14 protein-coding genes are annotated in these 18,293 nt (G+C 67.2%); 7 read left to right on the forward strand and 7 right to left on the reverse strand.

All coding sequences use genetic code 11. From position 1 onward, the window contains the following. Positions 1 to 140 precede the first annotated feature (140 nt). Positions 141 to 1,187 carry a phosphotransferase gene (locus CMO28_RS00370; RefSeq protein WP_296707985.1) on the forward strand — a complete coding sequence of 349 codons (1,047 nt, stop codon included), beginning with the start codon at positions 141 to 143 and terminating at the stop codon, positions 1,185 to 1,187. A gap of 90 nt (positions 1,188 to 1,277) precedes the next feature. Here the strand turns inward: CMO28_RS00370 and CMO28_RS00375 are convergent, their stop codons facing one another. The 4 genes from CMO28_RS00375 to CMO28_RS00390 all read right to left on the reverse strand — a co-directional run bounded on the left by CMO28_RS00375 (position 1,278) and on the right by CMO28_RS00390 (position 5,691). Continuing rightward, positions 1,278 to 3,209, reverse strand: coding sequence for a PhoX family protein (locus CMO28_RS00375; RefSeq protein ID WP_296707987.1), 1,932 nt, complete (start codon positions 3,207 to 3,209; stop codon positions 1,278 to 1,280). A 126-nt stretch (positions 3,210 to 3,335) separates the two neighbouring features. Next, positions 3,336 to 3,794, reverse strand: a complete 459-nt coding sequence (locus CMO28_RS00380; RefSeq protein WP_296707988.1) for a helix-turn-helix domain-containing protein — start codon at positions 3,792 to 3,794, stop codon at positions 3,336 to 3,338. Between the two features lie 81 nt (positions 3,795 to 3,875). Continuing rightward, positions 3,876 to 4,169, reverse strand: a complete 294-nt coding sequence (locus tag CMO28_RS00385) for a DUF4258 domain-containing protein (RefSeq protein ID WP_296707991.1) — start codon at positions 4,167 to 4,169, stop codon at positions 3,876 to 3,878. Between the two features lie 310 nt (positions 4,170 to 4,479). Then, positions 4,480 to 5,691, reverse strand: coding sequence for an acyl-CoA dehydrogenase (locus tag CMO28_RS00390; RefSeq protein WP_296707993.1), 1,212 nt, complete (start codon positions 5,689 to 5,691; stop codon positions 4,480 to 4,482). 376 nt (positions 5,692 to 6,067) lie between these two features. Here CMO28_RS00390 and CMO28_RS00395 point away from each other — a divergent pair, with 376 nt between their 5' ends. The 4 genes from CMO28_RS00395 (at position 6,068) to CMO28_RS00410 (ending at position 11,005) form a co-directional block, all read left to right on the forward strand. Next, positions 6,068 to 6,796, forward strand: a complete 729-nt coding sequence (locus CMO28_RS00395; RefSeq protein WP_296707995.1) for a TetR/AcrR family transcriptional regulator — start codon at positions 6,068 to 6,070, stop codon at positions 6,794 to 6,796. A 59-nt stretch (positions 6,797 to 6,855) separates the two neighbouring features. Further along, positions 6,856 to 7,827 (forward strand): NADPH:quinone oxidoreductase family protein, encoded by a 972-nt coding sequence (locus CMO28_RS00400; protein WP_296708197.1) that lies wholly within the window; start codon positions 6,856 to 6,858, stop codon positions 7,825 to 7,827. A gap of 281 nt (positions 7,828 to 8,108) precedes the next feature. Beyond that, positions 8,109 to 10,262 carry a methyl-accepting chemotaxis protein gene (locus CMO28_RS00405; RefSeq protein WP_296707997.1) on the forward strand — a complete coding sequence of 718 codons (2,154 nt, stop codon included), beginning with the start codon at positions 8,109 to 8,111 and terminating at the stop codon, positions 10,260 to 10,262. A gap of 161 nt (positions 10,263 to 10,423) precedes the next feature. Then, positions 10,424 to 11,005, forward strand: a complete 582-nt coding sequence (locus CMO28_RS00410) for a YqaA family protein (RefSeq protein ID WP_062769296.1) — start codon at positions 10,424 to 10,426, stop codon at positions 11,003 to 11,005. A 92-nt stretch (positions 11,006 to 11,097) separates the two neighbouring features. Here CMO28_RS00410 and CMO28_RS00415 read toward each other — a convergent pair whose 3' ends face one another. Continuing rightward, positions 11,098 to 13,419, reverse strand: coding sequence for a xanthine dehydrogenase family protein molybdopterin-binding subunit (locus tag CMO28_RS00415; RefSeq protein WP_296708003.1), 2,322 nt, complete (start codon positions 13,417 to 13,419; stop codon positions 11,098 to 11,100). Positions 13,420 to 13,670: 251 nt separating this feature from the next. Here CMO28_RS00415 and chrA point away from each other — a divergent pair, with 251 nt between their 5' ends. Further along, positions 13,671 to 14,870, forward strand: a complete 1,200-nt coding sequence (gene chrA, locus CMO28_RS00420) for a chromate efflux transporter (RefSeq protein WP_296708005.1) — start codon at positions 13,671 to 13,673, stop codon at positions 14,868 to 14,870. Between the two features lie 10 nt (positions 14,871 to 14,880). On the opposite strand, the gene CMO28_RS00425 is transcribed toward chrA, so the two are convergent. Then, complete coding sequence (locus tag CMO28_RS00425; RefSeq protein ID WP_296708008.1) at positions 14,881 to 15,456, reverse strand: helix-turn-helix domain-containing protein; 576 nt, start codon at positions 15,454 to 15,456, stop codon at positions 14,881 to 14,883. 512 nt (positions 15,457 to 15,968) lie between these two features. Here CMO28_RS00425 and rpoH point away from each other — a divergent pair. Continuing rightward, positions 15,969 to 16,916 (forward strand): RNA polymerase sigma factor RpoH, encoded by a 948-nt coding sequence (gene rpoH / locus CMO28_RS00430; RefSeq protein WP_062769308.1) that lies wholly within the window; start codon positions 15,969 to 15,971, stop codon positions 16,914 to 16,916. A 73-nt stretch (positions 16,917 to 16,989) separates the two neighbouring features. Here the strand turns inward: rpoH and CMO28_RS00435 are convergent, their stop codons facing one another. Continuing rightward, positions 16,990 to 17,925 carry a transglycosylase SLT domain-containing protein gene (locus CMO28_RS00435; protein ID WP_296708012.1) on the reverse strand — a complete coding sequence of 312 codons (936 nt, stop codon included), beginning with the start codon at positions 17,923 to 17,925 and terminating at the stop codon, positions 16,990 to 16,992. Positions 17,926 to 18,293: the final 368 nt, after the last annotated feature.

Here is an 18,293-nt window from a genome sequence, read left to right on the forward strand (position 1 = left end):
TCCGAGACCGGCCCATCCGATACGAGCCCGGCCGGAACATTGAAGCGGAGGGGCGGGCGGTGACGCCGGCCCTTCCGTTTCGTCATGTCCGGCCGCGGCCGTCTGCATCCACCACTGAACCTCCGGAGATCCTGCGCCACATGTCCGGCCCCAATCTCGTTCCGGTCCGCGAGGCTCATCGCCTCGACGAGGCGGCGCTTTCGGCCTATCTGGCCGACCGTCTGCCCGATTTCGACCCCGCCGACCTCGAGATCCTGCAGTTCGAGGGCGGGCAGTCGAACCCGACCTATATGCTGAAGAGCGCGGGGCGCCGCTATGTGCTGCGCAAGAAGCCCCCGGGCAAGCTGCTACCCTCGGCGCATATGGTGGAGCGGGAATACCGCTTCATCGCCGGGCTCGCCGACACCGATGTCCCGGTGGCGCCGGCGCGGCTGCTTTGCGAGGATGCAGGGATCATCGGCACGGCCTTCTATGTCATGGACTATGTCGAAGGCCGGGTGCTGACCGATCCGACCCTGCCCGGTCTTGGCCCCGACGAGCGCCGCGCCACCTATGACGAGCTCAACCGGGGGATGGCGGCGCTGCACAGCGTGGACTTCACGGCGGCGGGGCTGGCCGATATGGGCAAGGCCACCGACTACATGGCCCGCCAGATCGCCCGCTGGTCCAAGCAGTACGAGGCGACCAAGACCCACGAGATCCCGGCGATGGATCAGCTGATCGCCTGGCTGCCGGCCAATATCCCGGCCGATGACAGCGTGTCGATCGCCCATGGCGACTATCGCATCGCCAATGTGATCTACCACCCGACCGAACCGAAGATCCTGGCGGTGCTGGACTGGGAGCTGGCGACGATCGGCCATCCGCTGGCGGATTTCGCCTACAACGCCATGTTCTACAGCCTGCCGGCCGGCGACGAGGGCTTCCCCGGCCTCGGCGGGATCGATCTCGGACCGCTGGGCGTGCCGACGGAAGAGGAATACGTCGCCGCCTATTGCCGCCGCACCGGCCGCGACGGCATCGACGACTGGCCGTTCTACAAGGCCTTCGCCATGTTCCGCCTGGCCGCCATCCTTCAGGGCGTCTATCACCGCGGCATCACCGGCAATGCGAGTTCCGAGCGTGCCAAGGTGGTCGGTGCCCGCGCCTCGCTGCTCGCCGAACTGGGCTGGCAGCAGGTGTCGTAACCGGACCGGCTGTCGCCGACGGAAAAACGGCCGCCCGGAAGCTCCGGGCGGCCGTTTTTTTCGTGAGGTGACCGACCTGTCGCGACGTGCTCAGACCGGCTTGGGCAGGCCGGCGATGTAGCCGACGCCGCCGCTGCGGCGGTTGCGGTAGTTGGCGTCGATCAGCGGTGCGACCTCGGCCTTCACCTTGTCGTGCAGCCCCTTGCCCCAGTCGCCCGGGTGCTGGAAGTTGCTCATGATATAGGCGAAGCCGTTGACGTCGTCGACCGCCTGCAGGCCGGTCGATTCGGCGCCGGCCGGGCAGGACAGCAGCCGCGACAGGCGGCCGGTATCGACCTCATAGGCCCAGAGGAAGTTGTTGACGTGGTTGCCGCTGTCCTCGCCGATGAACAGCGTGCGCAGCCGCTCCGAGAACTTCACGTTATCGGGATTGGCGACCAGGTCGACATCGGCGGTGTTGCCGACGGCGTCCGGCTCGGCCAGATCCCGGCCGACCAGGGCCGGAACGGCCGAGAAATGCACCGGCACCCACTCGCTGTCGATGGCGTTGCCGGCGGCATCCTTGCGGCCGCCTTCCATCGGCAGCTGATAGACCGCACCGGCATCGATCTTGTCGACCTTGATGCCGTTCTTGCCGTCGCTCATCGACTTGTAGATGTAGGACACGGCCATATAGGCGGTCTTGTCCTTCGCGTTGACGGTCACGCCTTCCAGCTTGCTCAGCGCCAGCGTGGCCCCCTGCAGCGGCGCCCAGCGATGGGTTTCGAGGAAGGCCGCCGCCTTCTCCATGCCCGGCTTGAAGCGCACCCACTGGGCCTTGCCGTTGAAGCCGATCTGGGTGAACGAGGCGTCCTTCGGATCCTCCTTCACCACCTCGACGATGTCGGCGGCGGTCAGCGTGTCGGCGAGCTTGCGGATCTCGTCGCTGGTCGCATGGCCGAGCTTCACCCAGGTCAGATCGAACGAACCGCCCTTGTCGATGTCGACGCCCGCGCGCTGCGCCAGCTTCGCCGCATAAAGCGTGCCGGCCGACAGATCGGCGGGCTTGTCGGCGATGAACATGAACAGGCCGCCATTGGTGGCGTCGTCACCCATCAGCACGGTGCGCTGGTCGGGCATCACCTGCACCAGCTCGTGCGAGATGCGGCCCATGCAATAGTGCTTGGTGATGGTGCCGGTGCCGTCGGCATTCACCTTCACCTCGGGCAGATGGCCGTAGTGATAGGGGTTGGCCTTGTCCGGGTCGCCGAACAGGTTCTGGCTGAAGGCGCGGAACTGCTCGTCGGTCTTGGCGAAGGGGGCGTCGGGCTCGTACTCTTCGCTCGACAGATGGGTGTTCCAGGGTGACAGGCTGGCGCCGCAGGTGATCCACAGGCCGTGCACCGGGCTGGTGTCGACATTGTGGTACTGCACAAGCTTCAGCGCGCCGGTCGCCGGATCCTGGTCCAGCGTCAGCACCGCGATGGGCGAGGGCAGGCGGCCATACATGTCCTTATCGGCGGCATCGCGGGTGGTGTATTCGAACTGCACCACCGCGAACACGGTGTTGCCCTTCACGCCCGCGACCTTCGCGTCCATCGGCATCAGCATGTTGCAGCCGTCCGGGCAGTCGGAGAAGAACTGCACCGGCTTCTCGCCCGAGGCGTCCATGATCGGCTTGCCGTTGATGTCGACATAGCCGCCCGCCAGCACCTTGCCGCCCTTGCCGTCCGGCACCTGATCGCCGGTGATGAACAGCGGCTCGTAGCCGAGCGCGAAATTCTGCGTCTTGCCGTCGGCATAGGTCACCACCATCGACGAGCCGACCGTGGTGGTGGCCTGTGCCGCCGCAGTGGCAGGCGCCGACATGGCGACGAATTCCACCGACTTCGGTGCTGCAGCGGCGCCACCGGTCGCGGCGAAAGCGGTGCGGCCGAAGGCGGTCGCCGTCGAGCCGGCGGCAAGCCCCGCCACGGGCAGAAGCGGCATGCCCGCCAGCAGGCGGAGAACCGTGCGGCGCGAAGCCTCGGGCAGAGTGGACATGGAACAGATCTCCGAGCATCCAGGACAGGGTCGGTCGTGCGGCCGGCCGGGCGCAGATGCTAGTCCTGGTATGTTACGGTTCTGGTGCCATGCGTGAGGTGGATGGATGACGGCGGTCGATGCAGGTCACGCCGCCCGGCTCTGCCACCCGCCACGCTCTTCCATCACCACATCCGTCCGGCCTCCGCCGGCCGTCTCTGCCTCGAAGGCCGACAGCCGCTCGGTCAGGCGTGGTGTGTTCTCCGCGCCGGCATGTTCGGTAAAGATCAGCTTCAGGACCCGTTCGGCGAGCGGATCGATGTTGCTCTCACCCCGTTCCCATCGACCGACGGTCTGCTTGTCGCGGCCCAGCAGCCGGGCAAGCTCTTCCTGCGACCAGCCGAGCTCGGCCCTCAGAAACCTGAGCTCGGCACCGCTCAGCCCGCCTGACCTGCGAACCAGGGCAAGACCGATCGCCCGATGCAGGCGGTCGATGTCGTGGATGGCGAGCGTCTCGCCATAGGGTGTCTCGCGCAGGGTGTAGCCGTTTGCGAGATAGACGTTATCCAGCCCGCATTCGGTATAGTGATAAAGATCATCGATCATCGCGGTTCACGCACCGCACGGGGTGCGACCCTATCTGTTCACGCACCTGCAAAAGGTGCGATTGCCGCTATTGCGGCGTCATCAACGCTCCTCGAAGGTCGTTACGATGATCAATCCTTCAAGATTGATCGCGACGACCACGCAGATGTTGTCGCCTGCACCTCGCCCAGACACCCGGTAGCTCGGATCTCCATGGATTGACATGAAGCCGTCGTCGACCACAACGCCGGTCCGAAGGGCGCTCACGACCTGCCGGTCGGTGATTTGTCGCTCTTTCATCCTCTCGCGGACGTGGCGCGTGAAGTGAATTCGAGACGAGTCCAGCGCGTCTTGCCGGATGATGGTCGTGGCCTGGGATCTGGACAGCAGGTTCATCCGCGTTCTCTGGATATCAATATGATACTTTTTGATTGTCGGTCAATGGCAGATTCGTGGTGGGGTAGGATGGGTCGCGAGGGAGGATTGCCACTATGGACTGCTACTCAAGTGATGGATTTGAGGAAGAAATGGAGGCGTGTGGCAAGTGCATAGTCAGTGGGATCGTGCGCGATTAGCGCGTAGATGATTGTGTTTTTCGAAACAGGCCGCGACACGCGAAAACCCCCCGTCCGCAGCCGGACGGGGGGTTCCGAAGGCAGTCCGGCCTCGCCCGCGGTGCAGGCGGGGCCGGTGGTCTGATCGAGGATCAGCCGAGCGCGTGCTTGGCCAGCTCGAGCTTGGCGATGGTCTCCTGATGGACCTCGTCCGGGCCGTCGGCCAGGCGCAGCGTGCGGGCGCCGGCATAGGCCTTGGCCAGGAAGAAGTCCTGGCAGACGCCGCCGCCGCCATGGACCTGGATCGCGCGGTCGATCACGCGGGTCGCCATGTTCGGCGCCACGACCTTGATGGCCGCGATTTCGGACTTGGCGTTCTTGTTGCCGACCGTGTCCATCATCCAGGCCGCCTTCAGGGTCAGCAGGCGGGCCTGATCGATTTCCATGCGCGACTGGGCGATGTAGTGGCGGGTCATGCCATGCTCGGCCAGCGTCTTGCCGAACGCGGTGCGCTGCTGGGCGCGCTTGCACATCGACTCGAGCGCACGCTCGGCAAGGCCGATCAGGCGCATGCAGTGATGGATGCGGCCCGGCCCAAGGCGGCCCTGAGCGATCTCGAAGCCGCGGCCCTCACCCAGAAGGATGTTCTCGACCGGCACACGGACGTTCTCGAACAGCACCTCGGCATGGCCGTGTGGCGCGTCGTCATAGCCGAACACCTTCAGCGGACGCAGAACCGTCACGCCCGGGGTGTCCATCGGCACCAGGACCATCGACTGCTGGCTGTGGCGCGGCCCGTCGAAGCGGGTCTTGCCCATGAAGATCATGATCTTGCAGCGCGGATCCGGCGCACCGCTGGTCCACCACTTGCGGCCGTTGATGACATACTCGTCACCATCGCGCTCGATCCGGCTCTCGATATTGGTCGCGTCCGACGAGGCGACCATCGGCTCGGTCATGGCGAAGGCCGAGCGGATCTTGCCTTCCAGCAGCGGCTCCAGCCACTGGCGCTTGTGCTCTTCGGTGCCGTAGCGCTCCAGCACTTCCATGTTGCCAGTGTCGGGAGCGTTGCAGTTGAACACCTCCGGCGCGATCTCGGAACGGCCCATCACCTCGCACAGCGGTGCGTAGTCGAGGTTGTTGAGACCGGCGCCGCGCTCGCTGTGCGGCAGGAACAGATTCCAGAGGCCGGCGGCGCGGGCCTTGGCCTTCAGTTCCTCGATGATCGGGGGCGTGACCCAGCGGTCGGGCGACGCCCGGTGCTGTTCTTCAAAGACGGCCTCCGCCGGATAGACGTAGGCGTCCATGAACTCGATCAGCCGTTCGCGGATTTCCTGCGCCCGCGGACTGATGCCGAACTCCATGGGGGCTTCCTCCTGATCTGGCCGTGCCTTCGGGGCCCGGCTGGCTTGCCAACACTTGTATCAAACAAACGTTTTATCTAGGCTGTGATAGCACAGGGCTTGGGGCGTTGTCGATGGAGAAACCGCAAGAGAGGTGAGGGCCGGGGAGGCGACACAGGCAGCGGGCGGAGATGGTGGGCCGGATCGCCGCGCTGTCCGGACATGCATGTTTTACATTGTCGCGCCGTCACGCCTGTGTCATCGATATTCGAACGAACGTTGATTTAAAACGTCGCCTGAAACGAACGGCCATGGAGCGCCCGCATGTGATGCCCCCGCATCGCATCGCCGCTCCGGCCGCCGCAACGGGCGAACAGCATCGGATGGGAACGCATCGATGGCGGGCACCGACACCAAGGAGAGGATTCTGGACGCGGCCGAGCGTCTGTTCGCCGAGCACACCTATGCCGGTGTGTCGCTCCGCACCATCACGGCGGAAGCGAACGTCAATCTGGCGGCGGTGAACTATCATTTCGGATCGAAGGATGCGCTGCTGCAGGCGGTGTTTCACCGTCGGGCGCGCGACCTCAACCGCGAGCGCGTAGCGCTGCTGGCCGAGATCGAGGCCAAGTCCGGCGACCGGCCGTTGCCGCTGGAAGAGGTGCTCTACGCCCTTCTGGCGCCGCCGATGCGCTGGATGTCGGATCCCGGGCGCGGGCTGTCGGTTTTCGTGCAGTTCCTGGCCCGCTGCCGCGCCGACGGCACGCCCGAGATGAAGGCACTGCTGGACCGCGACGTGCGCCACCTGCGCCGCTTCGTGCCGGCCCTGCAGCGGGCGCTGCCGGACCTGGCGGCCGAGGAGATCTATTGGCGGCTGCATTTCTCGCTGGGCATGATGCACTACACCATCACCGATCTCAGCCGCCTGGAGGCGATTTCGCAGGGCGTCTGCGATCTGGAGGATTACGACGCGCTGATCCGGCGGATGGTGGCCTTTGCCGCGGCGGGCTTCCGCAATGCGCCGCCGCTGCATCAGGTACCCGTCTTCACCCTTGGCCAGAACGCCCCGGCGGCATCGCCGCGCGCGCAGGCGGAAGAGGATGAGGCGGTAGAGGCGGCGTCCTGACGGGCGCCCAAGACTGAAACGGATACGGATCGAAACCGGTCGAACGGAGGAAAGACGTGATCAAGGCGGTTCTGTGCACGAAGCTGGGTGGCCCTGAGGATCTTGAGATCAGGGAGATCCAGGCGCCCGAGATGAAGCCCGGCCATGTGCGGGTGCGGGTGCGCGCGGCGGGCGTCAACTTCGCCGACACGCTGATCATCCAGGGCAAGTATCAGGTGCGGCCCGAACTGCCCTTCTCACCCGGCATCGAACTGGCGGGTGAGGTGATGGACGTGGCGGCGGACGTGACCCATCTGAAGCCCGGTCAGCGGGTGATGGGCATGGCGCAGAGCGGCGCCTATACCCAGGAAGTCGTGCTGCCTGCGGCCGCCGTCGTGCCGATCCCCGACATGATGGATTTCGCAAGCGCCGCCGCCTTCCCGGTCGCCTACGGCACTTCGCATGTGGCGCTTGACCATCGGGCGCATCTGAAGGCGGGCGAAAAGCTGCTGGTGCTGGGGGCCGCCGGCGGCGTCGGCCTGACGGCGGTGGAGATCGGTGCCGCCATGGGCGCCGAGGTGGTCGCGGTGGCGAGCAGCCCCGAGAAGCTGGAAATCGCCCGCGCCCACGGCGCGACCCACCTGATCGACTATTCGAAGGATGATCTGCGCGAAAAGGTGAAGGAGCTGGTCGGCGGCGTCGACGTGGTCTACGACCCGGTCGGCGGTGCCGCCTTCGATGCCTCGCTCCGCTGCATCAACTGGGAAGGCCGCATCCTGGTGATCGGCTTCGCCAGCGGCACCATCCCGCAGATCCCCGCCAACCTGCTGCTGGTCAAGAACGTGTCGGTCGTCGGCACCTTCTGGGGTGCCTATATGCACAAGGATCCCAAGGTGCTGGGCGACAGCCTGAAGACGCTGCTCGGCTGGTATGCCGAAGGCAAGCTCAAGCCGCATGTCTCCGAGACCTTCCCGATGGTCGAGGCCCCCAAGGCGCTCAGGGCGCTGATGGAGCGGCGCTCGACCGGCAAGGTCGTCATCGATCTGAACTGACCCGCGAACGTCTGCTTCGACTGCATCTCGAAGCATGGATGGCCGCGGACCATGGTCCGCGGCCGGTTTCATTTATCTAAAATGTGTTGCATATGCGAAATGCGACGCATTTTCGTGCCCCTCGTGGCAGTTTGCTCGCCGATCCTAACAAATGATTAACTTCTCCCCTGCGATAACTTCCGACCGGGGGGAGTTTCGGGATATTGAACAGTGGGCATGGCGGGTCCGGGCTGGCAGTGAGAGACCCGCTCACGGGACATCTTGGGAAGAGGGACACCGATATGGCGGCTGCGGCGCGTGGGCTGCGCATCGTTCATAAAATTCCCGGTGCCATCGTGGCTGCGGTCGCGATCACATCCATCGTACTCGGCGTCGTCGCCTATCTGGTGTCGTCGCGGGAGCTGGTGGAGGCATCGGAAACCAAGCTGGAAGCGATCACCGAGGGCCGCAAGGCCCGTCTGAACGACTATCTGGAACGGGTGCGGTCCGATGTGGCGGTGCTGGCCGACAATTCGGTGCTGCGCCAGACCCTGATCGACTTCACCTACGCCTTCGAGCTGATCTCGCTTATGGATGATAAGCCCGATCAGATCCTTCAGAAGTCGTACATCACCGACAATCCCGAAACCGACCGGGCGGTGCTGAACAAGGCCGGTGACGGCACCTTCTTCAGCGACAGTCACGAGCGCTATCATCCCTGGCTGCGGGCAGCCGCACGCTCCAAGGGCTATGCCGATCTCTATCTCGTCGACAAGAACGGCTGGGTGGTCTACTCGGTCGAGAAGAACACGGATTTTGCGGTCAAGCTCGACGAGAGCGATGTCGGCCAGACCGGTCTCGGCCGTGCCGTCGCCGCCGCGCAGGCGACCACCGAGCCGGGCCAGGTGTCGCTGATCGACTTCACCTATCACCCCCAGGCCAACAACGAGGTCAGCGCCTTCCTGGCGGTGCCGGTCTTCGGTGACGGCGGCTATGTCGGTGCCGTGGTCGTGCGTCTGTCGGTCAAGGGCGTCGACGAGGTGATGCAGAGCGCCCAGGGCCTGGGCGAGACCGGCGAGACCTATCTGGTCGGCTCCGACGGTTATATGCGCTCCAACTCGCGGCTGTCGGCAGACACCACCGTGCTGGAGCGGCAGGTCAACACCGATGCCGTCGCCGCGGCGCTGGCCGGCAAGAGCGGTTCTGTCCGCGATATCGGCCCCGGCGGCTATCCGGTGCTCAGCGCCTACGAGCCGCTGGAATTCCTGGGGCAGCGCTGGGCGGTGATCGCCGACGTCGCCGAGGACGAGATCCTGGCGCCGGTCGTCGACATGCGCAACATGATCGCCGCGGTGGCCGTCGGCCTGATCGTGATCGTCGGCTCCATCGGCATGCTGGTCGCCCGCGGCGTCACCCGCCCGCTCGGCCGGATGACCGGCGCGATGAAGGAACTCTCGAACGGCAATCTCTCGATCGACATTCCCGATCGTGACCGCAGCGACGAGATCGGCGAGATGGCCGCCTCGGTGCAGGTCTTCAAGGACGCCATGGTCGAAAGCCAGCGCCTGGCCGAGGCCCAGCGGCTTGATCAGGAAGAGAAGTCGAAGCGCGCCGAGGAACTGGTGCGCCTGACCCGCAGCTTCGACGACCGGGTCAGCGGCGTGCTGCGTGGGGTGACGGCGGCTGCGACCGAGCTGGATGCCACCGCCCGCTCGATGTCGTCCACCGCCGATGGCGCCCGCCATCAGTCGGACGAGGTGGCCCATGCCACCGCCCAGGCGACCGAGAACGTGCAGACGGTGGCAGCCGCCGCCGAAGAGCTGTCGCATTCGATCTCCGAGATCGGCCGGCAGGTCCACAAGTCCTCGACCATCGCCGGCCGCGCGGTCGACGAGGCCGAGCGTACCAACCAGACCGTCTATGGCCTGGCGGCCGCGGCCGAGAAGATCGGCGACGTGGTGCGGCTGATCACCGACATCGCCGAGCAGACCAACCTTCTGGCGCTCAACGCCACCATCGAGGCGGCCCGGGCAGGCGAAGCCGGCAAGGGCTTCGCGGTCGTGGCCTCCGAGGTCAAGAGCCTCGCCAATCAGACGGCGCGGGCGACCGAGGAAATCTCGACCCAGATCGCGGCGGTGCGCGGCGAGACCAACCAGGCGATCGGCGCGATCGAAGGCATCCGCAAGATCATCGTCGAGATCAACGACATCGCCACCTCGATCGCCAGTGCGGTCGAACAGCAGAGTGCCGCGACCCAGGAGATCGCCTCGAACGTCCAGGCGGCCGCCCGCGGTACCGAACAGGTCAGCCGCAGCGTCGACGACATGCGCGACGCCGCCCAGGCCACCGGCAGCGCCTCGCAGCAGATCCTGTCCTCGGCCGGCGAACTCGCCCGCCAGGCCACTGATCTGGACAGCGAAGTCCGCAGCTTCCTTGAAGCGGTGCGCGCCGGCTGAGCCGGTTTACCGCACGCCTGACGGCGAAGACGCCCCGGACGGGAAACCGTCCGGGGCGTCTTCATGCGGAGATGGTGTTCTCGCCGCCCTGAATTGGGGATGCCGGGGGGCATGGCCGGTGCTAGTCTCCAGGCTTCGCCGACCCATCCCGAAAGGTCCCGATGCTCCGCCGCCTCTACGACCGGACCATGGCGCTTGCCGGCCATCGTCACGCCGAACGTGCCCTCGGTGTCGTCAGCTTCGCCGAAAGCTCGTTCTTCCCGATCCCGCCGGACGTGATCCTCGCCCCCATGGTGCTGGCCCAGCGCTCCAAGGCCTGGCGGTTCGCGCTCATCTGCACCCTCACCTCGGTGGCGGGGGCGGTGCTGGGCTATCTGATCGGCTATCTGCTGTTTGAAAGCGTCGGCCAGGCGATCCTCGACATCTATGGCCTGCGTCAGGACTTCGCCGCCGCCGCCGCCCGCTATAATGAACTCGGCTGGGTGATGGTGCTGCTGGCCGGCATCACGCCGATCCCGTTCAAGGTGATCACCATCACCAGCGGCGTCACGGGCATGAATGTCGTCAGTTTCATTCTGTCGGCGATCGTGGCACGCGGTATCCGGTTCTATGCGGTGACCGCGATCATCTACTGGTTCGGGCCCAAGACCCTTGCCATCGTCGAGAAGCGGCTCGGCCTGTTCACGGTTCTGTTCTGCGTGCTGCTGGTCGGCGGTTTCGTGCTGATGCGCTACATCCTTTGACCGACCGGCCGGGTCGCCCGGGTCTTCGGACGTGAAACGGGCCCTGCGGCGAACCGCAGGGCCCGTTTCCAGTCGATATGGCCGGGCGTCACTCAGGCCGCAGCGGTGCTGCGCGCGGCGCCCAGTGCCGCCCAGCCCCGGGCCGGGGTCGCCGGCATGTCGATCTCGCCCGCGCCCTCGGCGATCAGGGCGTCGTTGATCGCGTTCATGATCGCCGGGCAGGCGCCGATGGTGCCGGCCTCGCCGCATCCCTTGGAGCCGAGGCCGCTCGACGCCGTCGGCAGATCCTCGTAGAGCCGGATGTCGAGGAAGATCATGTCCTCGGCGCGGGGCATGCCGTAATCCATGAAGCTGCCGGTGAGCAGCTGGCCGCTGTCGTCGTCATAGACGGCATGTTCCATCAGCGCCTGGCCCAGCCCCTGGGCGACGCCGCCCTGCACCTGGCCCATCACGATCATCGGGTTGACCACCTTGCCGAAATCGTCGGCGACCACATAGCGCACCGGTTCCACCCGGCCGGTCTCGGGGTCGATTTCGACCTCGGCGACATGGCAGCCATTGGGGAAGGTGGGGGCGGGGCGGTCGAAGGTCCGGCTTTCGTCGAGCGGCGCGCCGGCATCCAGCGCGATCTGCGCCACCGCCTCCATATCCATCCCGAGATCGGTGCCCGCAACCGTGAAGCGGCCGTCTTCGAACACCAGATCCTCCGCCGCGGCCTCGAGCTTTTCGGCCGCGATCGACCGTGCCCGTTCCACCACCGCCTCGGACGCCAGACGGATCGCCGAGCCCGCCATCTGCAGCGAGCGGGAGCCGCCGGTGCCGCCGCCGGTCTTCACCCGGGCGGTATCGCCCATCACCACCTGCACCTTTTCGAAGGGCATGCCCAGCAGTTCGGCCGCCACCTGGGCGAAAGAGGTCTCGTGGCCCTGGCCGTTGGACTGGGTCCCCACCAGCACGGTGGCGCTGCCATCGGCTTCGAAGCGGATCCGCACCTCTTCCTTGGGGTTGCCCTGGGTCCATTCGATATAGCTGGCCATGCCGATGCCGCGCAGGCGGCCTTTGGCCGCCGACTGCCGGCGGCGCTCGGCGAAGCCGGCCATGTCGGCCGCTTCCAGCGCGCGGGATTGCATCAGGGCAAAATCGCCGCAGTCATAGGTGGTGCCCATGGCGTTGGTATAGGGCATCGCGGTCGCAGGAATATAGTTGATCCGGCGCAGTTCCGCCGGGCTGCGGCCGGTGGCGCGGGCAGCGGTGTCGATCAGCCGCTCGATCAGGTAATTCGCCTCGGGCCGGCCGGCGCCGCGATAGGCATCGACCGGGGCGGTGTTGGTGAAGACGCCCTTCACATGCAGGGCGGCCACCGGGATCGCATAGACCGTGGTGGCAAGGCCGGCTGCGGCAGAGGTCGGGATCATCGCGCCGAACTGCGAGGCATAGGCACCCAGATTGGCGACGGTCGAGACCTCGAAGGCGGTGAAGCGGCCATCGGCATCCAGCCCCAGCCGGGCATGGGTGCGCAGATCGCGGCCATGGGCGTCGGTCAGCAGGCTTTCCGAGCGGTCGCCGGTCCATTTCACCGGCCGGCGCAGCTTGCGGGCGGCATAGATCACCGCGACATGTTCGGGATAGAGGAAGATCTTCATGCCGAAGCCGCCGCCGACATCCGGCATCACCACCCGGAATTCGTCGGCCGGCACCTTGAACACGGCATCGGCCAGGATGCCGCGCAGCCCGTGCACGCCCTGGCCATTGGTATAGACCACGGTCTGGCCGGTTTCGGCATCGATGGTCGCGTTCACCGCCCGCGGTTCCAGCGGATTGGCCGACACCCGGTTGTTGACGATGTCGATCTCGACCACCTGGTGGGCAGCCGCCATCGCCGTCTCCACCTCGGCCGCCTTGCCCTGGCGCCAGTCGAAACAGAGGTTCGAGGGGGTGCCGTCATGCACGACCACCGCATCCTCTTCCACCGCCTTCAGCGGATCGACCACGGCCGGGCGCTCGTCATAATCCACCACCACCAGCTCGGCGGCATCGCGGGCGGCGACCGGATCGGTCGCGACCACCATCGCCACCGCTTCGCCGGCAAAATGCACGGCATCGGCGGCAAGCGCCGGACGCTTGGGCGCCTGCATCCCGCTGCCGTCGGCATTCTTCACCCGCGCGACCGCCGGCACGCCGCCGACGCCGTCGGCATCCAGATCGGCGCCGGTGAAGACGGCGACCACGCCCTCGGCGGCCGCCGCATCGGCGGTATCGACCGCCAGGATGCGGGCCGCGGCATGGGGGCTGCGCACGAAGGCCACGTGCAGCTGGCCTTCAAAGGAAATGTCGTCGGTATAGCGGCCATGGCCGGTCAGAAAGCGCCGGTCCTCGACGCGACGCACGGCCTGGCCGATTCCGAATTTCAGCATGGGGCGATCTTCCCTGACGTATCTGTCCGGCGGGTCACTTCGGAACGGTAGCCGATCCCGGCGCGGCGGCGCAATGCTGCCTGTGGCAGGGTCCACGCCGCGGAACCAGAGGCGGGGTTTTCAGGGATCGGCGGGAGAGTCAGGCATCGGCGGGAGATCATGATGATTTCATGACGCCCGCGGCCCGGATTGCCAGGGCGTCAGGTCGAACGATATCGTCCCCGCGAAAGATAGCGGTGCGGGGGCGAGGCATGGGCACAGGCAGCGACGGCAGTGCGGGCGAGGTCTTCCGGGCCTTCCTGAAGCTGGGCCTGACCGCCTTTGGCGGCCCCGTGGCGCATCTGGGGTTCTTCCGGACCGAATTCGTCGCCCGCCGCGGCTGGCTGGACGACGAGGCCTATGCGCGGATCGTGGCGCTGTGTCAGTTCCTGCCGGGGCCTGCGAGCAGCCAGGTCGGCATCGCCCTCGGCTTCGGCCGTGCCGGCTGGGCAGGGGCCGCCGCCGCCTGGGCCGGCTTTACCCTGCCCTCCGCCCTGCTGATGATCCTGGCCGGGCTTGCCATCGGCGCCGGTGCCGAGGCGGGCCGGCTGCCCGATGGCCTGACCACCGGGCTCAAGATCGCGGCGCTGGCCGTGGTGGTTCAGGCGGTGGCCGGGATGGCGGGCAGCCTGGCGCCCGATCGTACCCGGCGAAGCGTGGCCGCCGTAGCGGCCGTGGTCGCCCTGACCCTGCCCGGGCTGGCCGGGCAGCTCGGTGCCATCCTGATCGGGCTTCTGGCCGTTCCGCTTCTGGATCTGCCGGCGGCACCTGCCGCCGCGGCCCCCGCCGGCCGGCGCCCCCTGCGGCGGGCCGGGGCGGCAGCCCTGCTCATCTTCCTGGCCGGGCTGGTGCTGTTGCCGCTCTGGTCGGCCACGGGCGACGCCACCGGCCGGCTGGTCGACGGCATGTATCGGGCCGGCAGCCTGGTCTTCGGCGGTGGCCATGTGGTTCTGCCGCTGCTGGCCGCGGAAACCGGCGGCCATGTCGACGGCCAGGCCTTCCTGGCCGGCTATGGTCTGGCCCAGGCGGTGCCGGGGCCGCTGTTCACCTTCTCGGCCTTTCTGGGGGCCGCCGGCAGCTGGGGCGGGCTGCCGGGATGGCTGGCGGGGATCATCGCCCTGATCGCGATCTTCGTGCCGGCCGCCCTGCTGGTGGTGGCGGCGCTGCCCTTCTGGGACCGGATCGCCGGCCATCCGGGGGCGAGGCGGGCCGTGGCGGGGGTCAATGCCGCGGTGCTGGGGCTGCTTGCCGCGGCGCTCTACGATCCGGTGTTCGTGACGGCCGTGTCCGGCCCGCGGGACGCCGCGCTCGCCATTCTGGTCCTGCTGGCGCTGCTGGTCTGGCGGCTGCCGGTCTGGGGGCTGGTGCCGCTGGCCGCCGCCGCGGGCATGGCGGTGGCTGCCCTCGGCTGACGGGTGCAGGTCAATCGGCGGCGTTCCCGGCCCGGCGCTCCCGGCGCCGATAGATGGTGGAGCTGCTGATGCCCAGCAGCTGGGCGGCCCGGGTGACATTGCCCTGGCAGAGCAGGATCGCGCGTTCGATCGTCTCGTCGATCACGTCGTCCAGCGGCCGGATCAGCTGTGCCGGATCGTCCTCGGGCAGGGCGAGGGAGCCGGCCCGCCAGGTCATGGCCATGGTCACCGCATGGGCGATGCGGCTTGGAGAGGCGTCCTGCGGCACCACGTCGATGGCGCCGGCGCGCATGGCACCGACCACCACCTCGTCGTCGTCTTCGGGCAGCCGCACGAAAATCGGCCGGATGTCCGGGACGATGGCGATCAGCCGCTGGATCAGCCCGGCGCGCGGCATGTCGTCGAAGCGCCCCACGATCACCACCGGCGGGGGGGAGACGCGGATGGCGGCAAGCGCGCGCTGGGCGTCGGGCACGGCCGTGCGCGGCATCCGCATCAGCGACCCCGAGGCCTGATCGAACACCGGAAAGCTGTCGCCACGGCCGACGAGCAGCAGGGCGGGGCGGCGATCGGTGACAGGTGTCATACGGTTCATCGGCATCTCGTCTTTCAAGGGCAGAGCCCCGGACTGTGGACAGGCGGATGGCGGCGGGCGCTGCGTCTCCGTCTCCGGGACGCAACTTGCAACGATCACTGCGATACGCGTCGCATTCCGCGAGGCGGGGCGCAGAAATCCGGCCCTGCCGGCCATGTCCGGCATTGATTGAGGGCAAAAGCGCAAGTCCTGTGCCACCCGATCCCCCGTGACCAGGGGGGGGCGAGCGGAGGCGCATGAGCGGTCGGGGCGCCCGCGGCAAAGCACCGCATGGTTTCGCCCCCGGGCGGCGCGCATGCTCAATCTCCCTACGCCGTCGATGAGCCGGATGGATGCAGCTTTGCCGAGGGTCTTTTCCGGGCCCGGCACAGACATGCAACGGTCACGGGGGGATCCCTTGCCCTTGCGTCCGCGACACCCCATTTTGACGTGATACATGCCGTCCGGATGCCGACCGCCGGGTCCGGCCGCATCTTCGGTCTCGACTACGAAAGGAGAAGGTCTTGGTCGCTCAACTTCCCGCCATATCGGGCGGCAGTAATCTGTCGACCTATCTGAACGAGATTCAGAAGTACCCGATCCTGACCGCCGACGAGGAGTTCATGCTCGCCTGCCGGTGGCGGGACCATGCCGATGCCGACGCCGCGCGCCGGCTGATCACCAGCCATCTGCGCCTGGTCGCCAAGATCGCTTTGGGCTATCGCGGTTACGGCCTGCCGCTGGAAGACGTTATCGCCGAGGGCAATGTCGGCCTGATGCAGGCGGTCAAGCGGTTCGATCCCGACCGTGGTTTCCGCCTGTCGACCTATGCCATGTGGTGGGTCCGCGCCTCGATCCAGGAGTTCATCCTGCGGTCGTGGTCGCTGGTCAAGATGGGCACCACCGCCGCTCAGAAGAAGCTGTTCTTCAACCTGCGCCGGCTGAAGAACCAGATGAACGCCATCGAGGCCGGCGACCTGCCGCCCGAGGTGGTGAAGAAGATCGCGACCGAGCTGGATGTCGGCGAGCACGAGGTGGTGGAGATGAACCGCCGCTTCGCCGGTCCCGACCAGTCGCTGAATGCGCCGGTCTCGGCCGAAGGTGATGCCGAATGGCAGGACTGGCTGACCGACAGCCGGCCCAGCCAGGAAACCATGGTCGCCGAGGACGAGGAGCAGTCCAAGCGCATGGGCCTGATGCAGTCGGCGCTGGAAGACCTGAACGAGCGCGAGCGCCACATCTTCACCGAGCGCTGCCTGAAAGAGCCGGCGGCGACGCTGGAGGATCTGGCCCAGGTCTACGGCATCAGCCGGGAGCGGGTGCGCCAGATCGAGGTGAGGGCCTTCGAGAAGGTGCAGAAGAAGACGCTGGAACTGGCCATCGCCGACGGCGTGGTCAACGAGGATCAGATGATCGCCGCCCGCGCGGCCGGTGGCCATCGCCAGCTGCGCGGCAGCACCCAGCCGAACTGATCCGGCAGTCTCTGCCGGCCGGATGTGCCCGCACCCGCCCCCTTGGCCGGTGCGGGTTTTTCGTGTCGCAACGTCAGTTCAGGCCGATCGCCCCGCTGGGGCGCATCATGCGCAGAACCTGACCGCTCGGCGCCCGATAGACCCCGCGGGTCGAACTGGTGACGGGGCCGAGCGTGGCGCCGCGGGCGGGTGAGGGCATATGCACCCGCGTGGCGGCGGGGCGGGGGGCGATGGCGCCGGGGGCGTCGTCAGCGCCGGCAGTCTCGGGCGCCATGTCGGCGGCGGCAAGCTGGGTCTCGTCAGCCGCCGGTGCCTGGCGCTGTGCGGCATCCTCGGCGGCGGTCGTGATCGCAGGCGTGCGCTTGCCCGAAGCCGAGCCGGCCGGGGCATGGCCGTTGCGCTCCAGCCAGAAATCCAGCACCCGGTTGCGATAGGGCTTGGAGTTGGAGGGCGTGCGGCTGTGATAGAAGCCGACCGCCTCGGTCCAGGTCGCGGTTTCGCCCTGCAGATCTTTCAGGAAGCGGGCGGCGTAGTCGGCATTGTAGGCGGGATCGATCATCTGGGTGATGTCGTCGAATTCCTCGCCATGAAAGTGGAAGTTCACCTGCATGCAGCCGATGTCGATGTTCCGGACCCCTTTGGCGCGCAGGCCGCGGATTTCCGCCAGGGCAGCCGCCTTGCTCGGCAGGTAGCGGCCGCGGCCCTCGGCATAGATGGTCCAGGGCCAGGCAGTTCTTGCCGAGCGCTCCTTGCTCCATCGGCCCGATTCCGCCAGGGCGATGGCCGCCAGAAGCCCGTCGGGCAGGCCGTGGCGACGTTCCGCGGCCGAGATGGCCTGGTCGCAGAGCATCCAGTCCCGGGCCTTTCCGTCGGGGTCGTCACCCGCCCGGGCGGGGGTGGGGCCCAGGAAAACCGCCAGTCCGGCCATAAGGATGGCGGTCAGCATCGCGCCGCGGCGCGCGGCATGGCGGGGGCGTTCCGGGCTGGTCGGGCGGGGGGTCTCGGACATGATCGGCGGATCCGGGTGGCGTTGGAGGGGGCTGCAGCGGGGCTGCCGGTTCTGCTCCACTCTTTCAAATCCCGTGCCAATTGTCGGGAAAGGTGGTCGCAGAGCTGCTGCTCAATATCGAGGCACGAAATTCTCTTGCCTCATTCGCGGGCAGCCTCTATATGTTGCAGCGCGGCAGGTGAACGCTCAGGCGTTCGCGGCCGCTGCCCAGATCCTTGGGCGTTTCCTCCCTAGACTTAGGGCCGTGTCAGTCTGCTGGCGCGGCCTTTTTTTTGCGCCCGGGCGTCTGACGCGCATCAGGCCGGAAGATGTTCGTGCTGCACCTGCACAGATGCCCGGTTGGCATGCAGGGCATGCGGCACCGGCAT

Origin of the sequence: Tistrella sp. (assembly GCF_002684955.1) — a bacterium.
In the GTDB taxonomy this organism is placed as follows: Bacteria; Pseudomonadota; Alphaproteobacteria; order Tistrellales; family Tistrellaceae; genus Tistrella; species Tistrella mobilis.